Annotated in this window: 10 protein-coding genes and 6 pseudogenes; 8 read left to right on the top strand and 8 right to left on the bottom strand. The window is 35.0% G+C overall.

Annotated features, from left to right (window positions below):
• Positions 1–21 precede the first annotated feature (21 nt).
• Positions 22–1525 (top strand): annotated as a pseudogene (gene tnpC, locus JCM21714_RS07295) (IS66 family transposase).
• Here tnpC and JCM21714_RS07290 read toward each other — a convergent pair.
• The 3 genes and pseudogenes from JCM21714_RS07290 to JCM21714_RS20090 form a co-directional block, all read right to left on the bottom strand.
• Positions 1466–1717 (bottom strand): hypothetical protein, encoded by a 252-nt coding sequence (locus JCM21714_RS07290; protein ID WP_035722984.1) that lies wholly within the window; start codon positions 1715–1717, stop codon positions 1466–1468. The pseudogene tnpC and the gene JCM21714_RS07290 overlap by 60 nt on opposite strands.
• Before the next feature lie 163 nt (positions 1718–1880).
• Positions 1881–2108 (bottom strand): annotated as a pseudogene (locus tag JCM21714_RS19145) (DUF4145 domain-containing protein); the annotation flags it as partial.
• 228 nt (positions 2109–2336) lie between these two features.
• A complete protein-coding gene (locus tag JCM21714_RS20090) occupies positions 2337–2495 on the bottom strand; it encodes a hypothetical protein (RefSeq protein ID WP_158413482.1) in 159 nt (52 codons plus the stop codon).
• Positions 2496–3016: 521 nt separating this feature from the next.
• On the opposite strand from JCM21714_RS20090, the gene JCM21714_RS07280 reads away from it, so the two are divergent.
• Together JCM21714_RS07280 and JCM21714_RS07275 are read left to right on the top strand one after the other, a co-directional pair.
• Positions 3017–3319, top strand: a complete 303-nt coding sequence (locus tag JCM21714_RS07280; RefSeq protein ID WP_235182676.1) for a hypothetical protein — start codon at positions 3017–3019, stop codon at positions 3317–3319.
• Positions 3320–3386: 67 nt separating this feature from the next.
• Positions 3387–3683 carry a hypothetical protein gene (locus JCM21714_RS07275; protein WP_035722982.1) on the top strand — a complete coding sequence of 99 codons (297 nt, stop codon included), beginning with the start codon at positions 3387–3389 and terminating at the stop codon, positions 3681–3683.
• A 69-nt stretch (positions 3684–3752) separates the two neighbouring features.
• Here the strand turns inward: JCM21714_RS07275 and JCM21714_RS20495 are convergent, their stop codons facing one another.
• Positions 3753–3866: a peptidoglycan-binding domain-containing protein gene (locus JCM21714_RS20495; protein ID WP_235182680.1), complete on the bottom strand. Its 114-nt coding sequence runs from the start codon at positions 3864–3866 to the stop codon at positions 3753–3755.
• A gap of 635 nt (positions 3867–4501) precedes the next feature.
• Positions 4502–5086, bottom strand: a pseudogene (locus JCM21714_RS07270) (phage major capsid protein); the annotation flags it as partial.
• 88 nt (positions 5087–5174) lie between these two features.
• Here JCM21714_RS07270 and JCM21714_RS07265 point away from each other — a divergent pair.
• Positions 5175–5438: a hypothetical protein gene (locus JCM21714_RS07265; protein ID WP_035722981.1), complete on the top strand. Its 264-nt coding sequence runs from the start codon at positions 5175–5177 to the stop codon at positions 5436–5438.
• 284 nt (positions 5439–5722) lie between these two features.
• On the top strand, positions 5723–6394 hold the full coding sequence (gene rpiA, locus JCM21714_RS07260) for a ribose-5-phosphate isomerase RpiA (RefSeq protein ID WP_035722980.1): 672 nt from the start codon (positions 5723–5725) through the stop codon (positions 6392–6394).
• A gap of 100 nt (positions 6395–6494) precedes the next feature.
• Here the strand turns inward: rpiA and JCM21714_RS07255 are convergent.
• Positions 6495–7897: pseudogene (locus JCM21714_RS07255) on the bottom strand (alanine/glycine:cation symporter family protein).
• 221 nt (positions 7898–8118) lie between these two features.
• On the bottom strand, positions 8119–8580 hold the full coding sequence (locus JCM21714_RS07250; protein WP_035722979.1) for an SRPBCC family protein: 462 nt from the start codon (positions 8578–8580) through the stop codon (positions 8119–8121).
• A 304-nt stretch (positions 8581–8884) separates the two neighbouring features.
• On the opposite strand from JCM21714_RS07250, the pseudogene JCM21714_RS07245 reads away from it, so the two are divergent.
• The 3 genes and pseudogenes from JCM21714_RS07245 to cydS all read left to right on the top strand — a co-directional run bounded on the left by JCM21714_RS07245 (position 8885) and on the right by cydS (position 11347).
• Positions 8885–10224: pseudogene (locus JCM21714_RS07245) on the top strand (cytochrome ubiquinol oxidase subunit I).
• A gap of 7 nt (positions 10225–10231) precedes the next feature.
• A pseudogene (locus JCM21714_RS07240) lies at positions 10232–11253 on the top strand (cytochrome d ubiquinol oxidase subunit II).
• A 7-nt stretch (positions 11254–11260) separates the two neighbouring features.
• Positions 11261–11347, top strand: coding sequence for a cytochrome bd oxidase small subunit CydS family protein (gene cydS, locus JCM21714_RS24685; protein WP_439644449.1), 87 nt, complete (start codon positions 11261–11263; stop codon positions 11345–11347).
• Between the two features lie 63 nt (positions 11348–11410).
• On the opposite strand, the gene tyrS is transcribed toward cydS, so the two are convergent.
• Positions 11411–12685, bottom strand: coding sequence for a tyrosine--tRNA ligase (gene tyrS, locus JCM21714_RS07235; protein ID WP_035722977.1), 1275 nt, complete (start codon positions 12683–12685; stop codon positions 11411–11413).
• Between the last annotated feature and the right edge of the window lie 53 nt (positions 12686–12738).

The raw sequence follows: 12738 nt of genomic DNA, 5'->3' as shown, positions 1-12738 counted from the left end.
AACGAAAAGTGGGTGAATGGTGTGGAGAACGCTTCTAAGAATAAAAGTCAAAACGAGAAATTAATTTGTCTACTCGAAGAGCAATTGGCTCATTCGAATCAACAAAACAAAGACTTATCGAAACAGATTGAAGCGTTAACCGATCAAGTGCGCCATTTAACTAAGCTTTTATATGGATCAAAAACCGAAAAATCGAAATATAACGTACCAGACGGGCAAGGTTCATTATTTGATGATGACCCAGCTTTTAGCGAACCAGAGCACACAGAAGAACAAAGCCAACAGACAATTACTTATACTGTTGATCGAAAAGTTAAATCAAAAAAACGAAATGATTCCTTACATGATGGTATTGAAGTAGAAGCTATTCACCATCATCCCGAAAATATAATCTGTGACTGTTGCGAAGGAGAAATGATTGAAATTGGCAGTAAAATTGTACGTGAAGAAGCAAAATTTATTCCTGCCAAAATGATGAAAGTACAACACATTGAACATGCGTATGAATGTAAGGGCTGCAAAGTTGATTCAGCACAGCCGGCACAAATCAAACGCGGGAAAGCACCACAACCAGCCATTCAACGTAGCATCGCAATTCCTAGCGTACTTGCCAAAGTCATCTATGATAAATTTGCACAGTACTTACCTCTTTACCGTCAGGTAAAGGAGTGGGATCGCTATGATTTGAATACCAATGATAAAAACCTTTCGAATTGGGTTATCCGTGCAGCACACGATTGGCTCTTACCTGTTTATGAACGAATGAAAGAGTTGATGATGACTAAATCGGTTTTGCATGTCGATGAAACATATGGACAAATTATCAACCGATCTGATGGAAAATCTGGCCAAGCTAATGCCTATAACTGGGTGTTTCGAAGCGTGCCAAGCCAAGGGCCAACAATGACTCTCTTTCAAAGCGCATTATCACGAGCACGATCTGTGCTTGAAGGTTTTATTGAAGGTTTTTCTGGAACGATTATGTGTGATGGTTATTCTGCATATGATAAGTTGGAAGGTGTTAATTTCGCAAATTGTTGGGCCCATGTTCGTCGATATTGGCTTAAAGCTGATAGCAAAAATGGAAGAATCGGTGTGAAATATTGTGATGATTTATATCGACTAGAAAGGCAATATAAACATTTGTCTCCGAGCAAGCGACGGAAAAAACGCGCTAGCAAAAGCCGCTGAATACACTTTAAACAGGGCAAGTGGACTCAAAGTATTCCTGAACGATGGACGAATTGAAATGGATAATAATCCAGCCGAGAACGCCATTCGTCCCAACGTTATAGGAAGAAAAAATTGGCTTTTCAGTGTAAGTGAAGCTGGTGCAAAAGCAAATGCCATCTGTTTGAGTATCGCTGAAACTACCAAAAGTAATGGGGGGGTTGATTTCTATGAATATATAAAGAAACTTTTTACGGATTTACCAAACCTCGGTATCCTACAAAACCCTGTAATTTTAGATCAATACATGCCCTGGTCGAAAATGATTCAAGCAGAATGTAGCAAAAGTAAATGAAATAGCCGTAATTCGATTAAAAAAATCAGAATTAACGGCTATTAGTGATGCGTACCCTAAAGGTACACTTTTATTTTTTAAATTCGGGCTTACGTTTAAATCATCTAAGTTATTATTTGTTTCATCATCTACTACTTTTCCATTAATAACAGTTTTATCTTTACCAGTCGCCAGATCTACACCACCGATCATGCTCTTAGGATCCTCAGTCACTTCAAAATTAGGTTTCTTACCTGCAGGTACAAAACGTACTCTCTTTTCTTTATTATCCCAATACTCCGTACCTTGTGCAGATATTCTTTTTTTTGATCATGATTATGCATCTCCTTTTTAGATAATAAAAAGATGACAACCATCAGGCATCATCTTCCTTCTTTATATGCTTTTCCATATGTCCAGGTAATTCGTAAACAAATCTTAATAACATTTCAGTAAATTTTAGTAATTCTTCAGCATCATCCTCTTGCATGTCTGGTAATTCATGATTAGCTTCGTTTCCTTTTTTTCTAATATGGTCCACCCATGCTTCACTACCTGGTGGAATATAATTGTTATCTTTTAAAAATTGAACATATGATGCAAAACTTCCCCCCTTCTTTAGAGCCCTTAGATACTGCTATATTCATTAGTAACTTCCTACAACATAATACTGTAGCGGTAAATGCATTAACAGACATGCAATTTCTTGCCTCATCATACAATGCATCGACTTCATCAGGTAAATGTTCAATTCCTAAACCAACTCTTACACCTGGAATTTGTTCATTTATATTTGGATATTTGAAAGTTGGTTTGTTACAAGATGGGCAAATTAAATGTATGCCTTTAATGTTCTCTTTGATGTATTAATTCCTGAATAGCACTTATACCCAATTGATGGTCCTGCATTATTACCACAATGCCCACAAGTATACGAATATCCTTTCATATCGTGTACACTCGATGCCCATTCTCCAAGTAATTGATCCATACAATTACCATCTCCCTTCTGTCTACACTAATTCGACAAAAAGTAAGAAATTCCTGCAAATTCAAGTAATCCATTTGATTAGTTTATTACTTCGTCATAAACATTTTATAAACACCAAAAAATGAACGCAATAATATTAATAAGTTGTTAGCATTAACTGATTAAAAAAATACAAGGAAAATTAAAGATATTGAAAATTGATATTTTTAAGAGAATTACGGAATATACGTATTATGCTAAAGCGTAAGAAGGTGCTGGTGATCCTGAAGAGTTATTTGAGAGTCGATAAAGAGAGAAAGTTGAATATAGTAATTAATTAGCCGATAATGTAAATAATTCAAAAGGATTTTGTAATGTAATATTAATTTTCCAACATTAATATTTGATAGGGCCATATAACGCTCACTTGTTTAAATATGAAATACTATACTAGCAGGATTTTTAAATCTGGATAAAAGTTTTTAATAGCCAGCTACACCATTATGAAAGGATAATTTAAAATGTTTAAATCTTACCCGCCTATGATAGATCCAGAAATATTTGAAGGATTAATGAAAAAACAGCAACTAGCAGTTAACTTTGGTGATTTGCTAAATGATGATATTTTTCACAATACCGAATTTCTAAAAAAGGCAACTAATATCTCTGATTTCATGGAAGGTTTTCAAAACAGTATAAACATACTTCCTTCAATTAAATATTTACAGAATACGAATTTGTTAAGTGACGCTTTCCGACAGTCTACTATTAATGCTATGAATATTGGTACTAATTTCAAAAAAGATTTTTTTCAAAATAATCAATTCAAAAATTTCAGTTATTAACAGAAGTATAGGAAATTTTGATTCCGTAGCATTAAACATTGCAGAATCAATAAGATCTTTCAATGATATGTTTGATATCAATGGCATACCTATCAATGAACTAAATAATGATGAAATCCAAGAAATATTGCGGGAAAAAGCTACAGATATACACGAAGAAACTGGGAAAGCTACTCCTTACAACGTGTTTAGTAATAATTTTATTTGGCAACTTTATCTTCCGGCTTTAGGAGCAATCGATACTTTTGAAGTGTTTGATTCTACTCCGCTCACCCCCCCTGAGTTGATTATTAAGTATTTTTTATTTACCGTAATTCCATTAATATATGCTTTTGCTACAATAAATAAAGAGGGTGAAAGTTAAGTTAATACCATAAAATAAGCCCAGGTCTTAGTTAATGTCTGGACTTATATGTTTAACAATGAAATACTCTTACTTAAACAATTCAGTAAATGTAAATGGTCCAGGTACTCCATCAACCGTAATGTCAACAGATCGTTGGAAAGTTTTCACTGCTTTTTCAGTCTCTGGACCGAACAACTCCATCCACTGCAATCTTATAACCCTTACAATACAAAATAGCATGTAGGATGCGTGTTAAATTACCTTTATCACCTTTTCTAATTGTGACAGAAGCACCTTATTATTTTATACCCATCTACTTTTAACCTTTAATCAAATTGCATATTTAGTTCAATTTTATAAGCCAACAATAAGTATTTTTTTTTTTCAAAATTCCTCATTCTATTTAATAGTCAAAAAAGCGAGGAACCGATATGGCTCTCCACTTTTATACTTATACATTTCTTATATGGTCTGAGAGTTTCTTATTAATATCATTTGCTACTGCGGTATAATGTTTAAGATCACGAGTATTAATCTCGTTACCGACTTAACTTAAAGCGTGCATTAGGATATCCGCGCTTTTGATTCGTTTTATCAATGCTTCTTGTAGCAAGTATCGAAACTCCTTTGCTCTGCCTTTCCTCTTCAGTAATGGATCCTTAATCATCACCTTGTTATATATGCTTTCATAGCATGACTTTATCTTCTTAACTTTTCTCAAGTTATTTTTTCTGCGTTTGAACATATCTTAAACAATATCTAGCATTGATAAAGTTCACTATTAGATCCGTATTTATTGAGTAAATCATGCTTGCGCTTTTCTATGAGTCTAATGACTACACTTCCAAACGATAGACAGTCGGTTCTACAGGTGAATAGATCAACTTGCCATCAATCAGATTGTATAATTTAAAAGCAAACTCATTTAGATGAGCATACATTCCGGTAATTGTTTCAATCTCTAACCCTGCTGAGTTTTCATGTATTTTGAAAGAAGAGAAGTCTCCAAAATAGAAAACTGCTGCCGAATCATTCGAGCCTTTCACCGCATCAGTGAAATCAAGTGGAAATCCTAATAGCATATAACTCACACCACCATCTTCACGGTCTATTGTTTTAAGTGCTGGCTCTCCATTTGGAAGAGTTAGATCTTCTGCATATTGAATAGCTGCTTTATTTACGATCCATCTAGCTTTGTTAATCACATTGGTAGATGGGGTGTTTTTTAATTCCTTAATAATCTTTACTGGTTCTGTTTGAGTAGGAGTAAACACTTTTGCTTTGTTTAAAAGTGATCCAGTATTAATTGCTTTATCGTTAGTACCATTAAACATGTAGTCAATTTCTTTTTTTAGGTACTCTTTTTTCATTAAATCAATAATTAAATCTGTTAAACTTACTTTTCCTAATTTCAAGAGTTTTCGTTTTACCCTGGCCCTCTATGTTAGGATGGTTGTCATATGATACTTTAATGTTATAGTTTAAGTAAATATCATGGAGGTAGATTCTATGACAAAAGATAATTTAAAAGGTTTGATTGTTTTATCTTCTTTAATGACTGTAATAGGTTTAGTATTACTATTTGTCAGTGTTAACTTTGGAATATTTCTTGCTGATAATTGGCTAGCAAATGAAGATTGGGTAGACACTTCAAAATATTTAATGGTAGTGGAAGGTTCTATAAATATTTTGTTAACTGTTGGAGGTATACTTTTTGGAGTTGGTCTTGCTGCCATTATTTTTACTTATTACAAGATACTAAATAACAAATAAACGTAAAAATGAAAACAGGTTAGGCATACTTGTTCGACCTGATTCTTTTATTGGGATAATTGTTAACATTTTTGGTAATACATTAAAAAGAGTGAAGCAGAATATTTTACGTGCTTAAAAAGCTCTAAACTTTTGATATCAAGGTTTAGAGCTTTTTTAATTATAGAAACTATTTTACGCTTACTCCACAACATTCCCTCTTTTTCCCTTGAAAGCTATATATGGTGATGATACATTTATTTTATCAAATAAAGCTAGTAAGTTGAGATAGGAGGAGGGAGAATATGAACGCTAAAAAGTTTGCTGGTGAAAAAGCGGTTGAATATGTGAAAGATGGTATGACTGTAGGTCTTGGAACTGGATCAACAGTTTATTGGTCGATTACTAAGTTAGGAAATCTCGTTAAAGAAGGATTAAATATCAAAGGAGTCCCGACTTCTAAAGAAACGGAAAAATTAGCAAAAGAGCTAGGCATTCCACTAGTATCTATGTCCTCAGTTGATCATTTAGATGTCACAATAGACGGTGCAGATGAAGCGAATCCGAATTTTGAACTTATAAAAGGTGGTGGTGGCGCTTTATTACGTGAGAAAATGGTAGCTTCTATTTCTAAACAATTTATTGTTGTAATAGATGAATCAAAATTTGTTAACCAATTAGGAGCGTTTCCATTACCTGTTGAGATAGTGCCATTCAGTTGGGAAACGACTCTTAAAACGATAAATAAACTAGGCTGCACTCCAAAACTAAGAATAAAAACTGATTCTTCCCCCCCTTTTGTATCTGATAATGAAAATTATATTGCCGACTGTTATTTTGAGAACATTGAAAATCCTGCTGAATTAAATCTTCAACTTAACATGATTCCCGGGGTAGTCGAGAATGGACTCTTTATCAATATGGCGGATACTATTGTTTTAGGTAAAACAAATGGCGATGTAACTGTTATGAGCTAACTTGCTTATAACAAACGAACGAATATGCAATGAAATCATTTAGTTTAAAAAAGCTAGTACAAAACAATTATCGTTTTGTACTAGCTTTTGACTTAATAGGTTATTTCTTATCATCCTGTGCGCCCCCCCACCAGGAGACGCCTTTTATTCCTTTTATATTTTTATAGTGAAATTCCGGATCAACACCTTGTTTCTTTTGCATCGTATAATCCTGTAATACTTGGATCGCAATTTTACTTAATAAGAGAATTGCGATTAAGTTGACGACAGCCATTAATGCCATAAACATATCAGCCATGTTCCATACTAACTGAATGGATGCAAGAGAACCAAACATTACCATTCCTAATACTAGAACACGATAAATCAATAACCATATACCGTTATGATTTAAAAAGCTTACATTTGTTTCACCGTAATAATAATTCCCCCACTACCGAACTAAAAGCAAAGAAGAAAATCGTGATTGCTAGGAAAATCGATGCCCATTCTCCAACATGAGAGCTTAATGCCACTTGTGTTAATTGAATGCCATCTTCAGAAGCCTGATAAAAATTATCATATAATATAATGATGAACGCAGTTAAACTACAAATCACAATCGTATCAAAGAATACGGCCAAAGATTGGACTAACCCTTGTTTAACAGGGTGATTGACACCTGCTGTTGCCGCAGCATTTGGGGGGGCACTCCCCCATACCTGCCTCATTGGAGAATAATCCACGTCGAATCCCGTACATCATCGCTGCACCAATTCCACCACCAAATGCTTCTTCCAGACCCAATGCATTGCGAATGATAAGCATAAATACATTAGGAACAGCTGTTATATTAGTAAACACAACATAAAATCCTACCGCCATATAAATAATGGCCATCACAGGGACAATGATTCCTGCAACAGTTGCTATCCGCTTAATGCCACCAAAAATGATAACTCCAGCTAATACCACTAATACTATACCAGTCCAGATCGGATCAATATTAAACGCTTGATCCACTGCTTGAGATATCGTATTTGCTTGTACTGCATTAAATATGAAACCGAATGTAATCGTTATTAAAATAGAGAATAAAATTCCCATCCACTTTTGACCTAAAGCCTTTTCCATATAATAGGCAGGTCCACCTCTAAACCCTTCCTTAGCAGGTACTTTATATACTTGTGCTAAAGTGCTTTCAATAAATGCAGTGGACATACCAATTAACGCTATTACCCACATCCAGAAAACTGCCCCAGGTCCTCCGATAGCGACAGCCAGAGCGACTCCAGCTAAGTTTCCTGTTCCTACACGCGATGCTATCGAAATACTAAATGCTTGAAATGCATTTGTTCCACGTTTACCACTTTGCTCGACAGCTTCCTCCGATATTACTTTAAACATTTCTCCGAATAAACGAAATTGTACAAATCTAGATCGAATAGTGAAAAATAACCCTGTAAAGATTAGTAAATAGATAAGTACATAATCCCATAGTACAAGATTCCCCCCAATCGACAATTTTTGTTACAATATTTTCTAGTGCTTCCAAGTTGTTCACTCCTTCCCGTATGCAAAACATATACCCGAAAATTCAATAATATATACATATTATAATAAAAACAAACAAAATCCCTTATCCAATTTTTGGATAAGGGTATGTAGACTAACTCTATTTGCTTTTAATAGTCTTTCATAGAAAAACTATTTTTATTCTCATATTTATTTTTTTATTCTTATATTTATTTTACTATTGCTTCTACCTTCACAATCCTATTCGCCACAGCTTCTGTTAAATTCTCTATGGTTTTAGGGACAATTGATTTTAAAACACTATTTACCATCGGACCCTTAATACCGCCAGCAGAAATATTTAAATCACCCCCCCTTATTTGTGTTTGATTTCTGGTGATTTCTTCTGCAATAAAAGAGCCATTTCCTTCAATCATATCGTTCATTCCAGTAAGATCAAAGATAACGGTATTTGGCTCTATCCATTTCTTAATATTTATTCTCAATGCCACCTTTTTTTGTAAAATTCCAATATCTCCTTTAAATTTCCAAGTTGATTGTCGCTGGTTAATCATTTGATGATCAATATAGCCGGGTACCAATGGGGCCCAATTATTCATATCACTAACAAATCCCCCCCATACTTTATCAATCGGTATCTCTAACATCATAATGTGTGTTCCACTCGGCATATGCATTCCTCCTTCCTTACTACCTATGTCATTTTTTATGGAAATATTCCGGTAACTTTTTTCTTTATCAAAGATTACATTTAAGATTTCATTCAACTAGAAAATTATGGATAATAAAACGATGTTTAACATAAACTATCATAGTGAATAATTAATAGGAAGAAGGTAAACAAGAATACGTTTGGAGGTGTTGATTATATATAAAAAACAGGAGAAATGGTTAATGGGATTGGCTTTTCTTGTTGCATTGATTATTGGTTTATCACTTATTGGCAGAATTTTTTCAGGTTAAGGAGAGTATATCATGGACAATGGACAAGCAGTATTTTTTAGTCGATTATTAACCGAACTTACACTATCTTTTCATATCATATATGCCACAATCGGGGTTGGCATCCCTTTATTAATCTTTATCGCCCAGTGGATGGGCATTAAGAAACAGGATGAACATTACATTCTGCTTGCCAGAAGATGGACAAGAGGTTTTGTCATCACCGTCGCAGTAGGTGTTGTAACCGGAACTGCAATTGGTTTGCAATTAAACTTATTATGGCCAACTTTTATGCAACTTGCCGGCAATGTAATCGCCTTACCTCTATTTATGGAGACGTTTGCTTTTTTCTTTGAAGCAATATTTTTAGGGATTTACTTATACACATGGGATCGCTTTGAAGACCAGCGCAAACATATGCTATTACTTATTCCAGTTGCCATCGGTGCTTCTTTTTCTGCTGTTTTTATCACCATGGTAAATGCCTTTATGAATGCCCCCCCACAAGGTTTTGAATTTGCTAATGGTGAATTAATTAATGTGCAGCCGATCATTGCCATGTTTAATCCCGCTATGCCAACCAAAGTGGCTCACGTGTTAGCAACTGCCTATATGACCTCTGCTTTTATATTAGCTGCAATAGGTGCATACCGCTTACTAAAAGGTTCCAATCATGAATATCATAAAAAGGCATTATTATTAACAATGAAAGTGGGATTAATATTTTCAGTTGCTGCTGCTATTATTGGTGACTTTTCCGGAAATATTTAGCAGAATATCAACCAGAGAAATTAGCTGCATTGGAATGGCACTTTGAAACAGAAGAATCAGCTTCTCTCACACTCTTTGGAATTCTTGAGAATGGAGAAGAAGTAAAATATGCCTTAAAAATACCATATGCCTTAAGCATTTTAGCACACGGCGATCCAAACGCTGAAGTGATTGGCTTAGATCAATTTCCTGAAGACGAGACTCCACCATTATATATTCATTATTTATTTATGACAATGGTATTGATAGGAATGTTTGCCACGTTACTCTCCGTCTTTTATGTTATGGGTAGTCGGCTGAGAAGTCGATTTATTTTCCGAAGGTTTTTCTTATGGCTGATTGTTGCTTTAGGTCCTCTCAGTATGATTGCAATTGAAGCTGGTTGGTGGCTTGCAGAAGTGGGACGACAACCTTGGGTATTAAGAGGACTATTAAAAACAAAAGAAGCTGCCACTACAAGTGGACAAGTAGATCTGATGCTTTATCTGTTTATATTGTTATATCTGGTTCTCGGTTTTGCAAGTGCCTTTGTGCTGATCAGAATGGTTAAACACAATCCTGTGGAACAAGAACTACTCGATCGTCAAAAGGAAAGAAGGTGATGTCGCCATGGCTTATCAATTAATTGGGATTTCTGTACTATGGATCTTTCTTTTTGGATATATCATTGTTGCATCGATTGATTTTGGTGCAGGCTTCTTTAATGCATACAGTGTTTTTCGAAATAAGCATCATATCATAAGTAATATTATTCAACGATACCTCTCCCTGTTTGGGAAGTAACGAATGTCTTTCTCGTTTTCTTTTTTGTTGGAATGGTTGGTTTTTTCCCTAGTACAGCTTTTTATTACGGCACTGTGCTGTTAGTACCAGCAAGTCTCTCACTCGTGCTATTAGCTATTCGCGGTTCTTATTATGCTTTTAGTACCTATGGTCAATTAAAAAGTAAGATGTGGATCTACTTGTATGGCTTTTCCGGATTATTAATTCCCGCTTCTCTTTCCATTGTATTAACCATTTCTGAAGGCGGCTTTATTAATGAAACAGCTAACAGCTTAGAGCTTGATTATCAAGCGTTATTTACCAGTCCTTTAACCTGGAGCATCGTTGTACTTAGTCTTACATCTGTATTATATATATCTGCTGTATTTCTAACATGGTATGCCGATAAAGCAAAAGATATGGAAGCGACAGCATTGCTGAGAAAATATGCCTTAATCTGGTCCATTCCGACGATGATAACTGCTTCTGGTATTATTGTTGAATTACGATCCCACAACTATGAACATTATCAAAACATGCTTGAACTGTGGTGGTTATTCTTAATCTCTGGCTTGTTATTTCTGGCAACTCTTCTATTGCTATGGCAAAAACGAAAGTATGGTTTAGCGTTTATTCTTTTAATTGGTCAATTTCTAGTTGCCTTTTTTGGCTATGGTATATCCCATTATCCCTATCTTCTTTATCCCTTCTTAACAATAGAAGAAGGCTTTACAAATGAAGGGATGGCTGTTGCTTTAATGGTAGCGTTTATTGCTGGTTTATGTTTATTAATTCCTTCTCTTCTATTATTGTTAAGGTTGTTTCTATTTAATAAAAGTTATGTGGAAGGAAAATTCAAGGGGGGGTGATAAAAGAATGAATGAATTTATTTATTTTTACGCACCATTTTTGGTTCTTATCATGGCCTTTATTGTTACCTTTTGGCTCGTTTCAAAAGAATAGACGCAAAAAGACACCCTCGATTTAATAAGCGAGGGTGTCTTTTAATCAAGATATTACTTCTATCTAAAAACGAATCAGGAAATGTTTTTTCTTGCCGTGGCGAATGATGGTGAACTTATCTTCTATGCGATCTGTTTCTGTTAATTGGTGGGTCACCTCTTGATTTCTCACCCCGTTGATATAAATCGCGCCATTTGTAATATCTTCACGCGCCTGTCGTTTCGATGAAGAAATCCCTGCTTCCACTAATAAATCAACCAATCCAATTTCTTTATTATCGATGGCAACAGATGGGACATCTTTAAAGCCCTGTTCGATTTCTGCCGCATTCAGAGAGGCTAGATCACCACTGAATAAAGCTTCCGTAATTTTTTTTGCTTGCTGTAGTGCCTCTTCCCCATGCACAAGTTTAGTCATTTCCTCTGCTAGCCGTTTGTGTGGAATACGCTTCTCAGGTGCTTCTTTCAACTCTGATTCCAATGCCTCAATCTCTTCAAAGCTGATAAAAGTAAAATATTTTATAAATTTAAGTACATCTCTATCATCGGTATTAATCCAAAATTGGTAAAATTCATATGGTGTGGTTTTCTCTGGATCCAACCATATTGCTCCGCCAGCCGTTTTACCAAATTTTGTTCCATCACTCTTTGTAATAAGGGGAACAGTTAAACCGAAGACTTCTGCTTCGTCTTCTTCCTTCTCAAATTGTTTACGACGAATAAGCTCCATCCCTGCTGTAATATTGCCCCCCCATTGATCACTACCACCTATTTGCAATGTGCAGTTTTCCTTTTCATAAAGATTGAGGAAATCAATTGATTGTAGCATCATGTAGCTAAATTCAGTGAAAGAAATACCATTTTCCAGGCGAGATTCCACTGAATCCTTAGCTAGCATATAATTTATACTGAAATGCTTTCCGATATCTCTTAAAAAATCAATAATAGTCATCGTCGATAACCATTCATGATTATTACGCGCAACTGCACTGTTTTCACCCTGATCAAAATTTAAGAGCCCTGCTAATTGTTCTTTAATACTCTCACTAAATCCTTTAACAATTTCAGCACTATTCAGTACTCTTTCGGTAGAACGACCACTTGGATCCCCGATCATTCCTGTTCCACCACCAATTAATGCGATTGGACGATGTCCAGCTTGTTGAAATCTTTTTAACATTAGAACGGGTAATAAGTGGCCAATATGCAAACTATCTGCTGTCGGATCGAATCCGCAGTATAGGGTTACCACGTTTTTATCTAAGTGTTTTCGTAATCCTTCATCATCTGTTGTCTGCTGAATTAAATCTCTTTTTGCTAGTTCATCTAAAATATGCATGACTACTTCACTCCTTTTTTATTTATATTTAGCTTACAAATATCTAAGTAAAC

The organism is Gracilibacillus boraciitolerans JCM 21714, assembly GCF_000521485.1.
In the GTDB taxonomy this organism is placed as follows: domain Bacteria; phylum Bacillota; class Bacilli; order Bacillales; family Amphibacillaceae; genus Gracilibacillus; species Gracilibacillus boraciitolerans.
This window is presented reverse-complemented; position numbering and strand designations above follow the sequence as displayed.

Excerpts from the sequence above, each read along its gene's own strand:
- tyrS (WP_035722977.1), bottom strand. The coding sequence starts at position 12,685 with ATGCATATTTTAGATGAACTAGCAAAAAGAGATTTAATTCAGCAGACA.
- JCM21714_RS07250 (WP_035722979.1), bottom strand. The coding sequence starts at position 8,580 with ATGCCGAGTGGAACACACATTATGATGTTAGAGATACCGATTGATAAA.
- JCM21714_RS07280 (WP_235182676.1), top strand. The coding sequence starts at position 3,017 with ATGATAGATCCAGAAATATTTGAAGGATTAATGAAAAAACAGCAACTA.
- JCM21714_RS20090 (WP_158413482.1), bottom strand. The coding sequence starts at position 2,495 with ATGGATCAATTACTTGGAGAATGGGCATCGAGTGTACACGATATGAAA.
- JCM21714_RS07275 (WP_035722982.1), top strand. The coding sequence starts at position 3,387 with ATGTTTGATATCAATGGCATACCTATCAATGAACTAAATAATGATGAA.
- JCM21714_RS07290 (WP_035722984.1), bottom strand. The coding sequence starts at position 1,717 with ATGATCGGTGGTGTAGATCTGGCGACTGGTAAAGATAAAACTGTTATT.
- cydS (WP_439644449.1), top strand. The coding sequence starts at position 11,261 with ATGAATGAATTTATTTATTTTTACGCACCATTTTTGGTTCTTATCATG.
- JCM21714_RS20495 (WP_235182680.1), bottom strand. The coding sequence starts at position 3,866 with ATGGAGTTGTTCGGTCCAGAGACTGAAAAAGCAGTGAAAACTTTCCAA.
- rpiA (WP_035722980.1), top strand. The coding sequence starts at position 5,723 with ATGAACGCTAAAAAGTTTGCTGGTGAAAAAGCGGTTGAATATGTGAAA.
- JCM21714_RS07265 (WP_035722981.1), top strand. The coding sequence starts at position 5,175 with ATGACAAAAGATAATTTAAAAGGTTTGATTGTTTTATCTTCTTTAATG.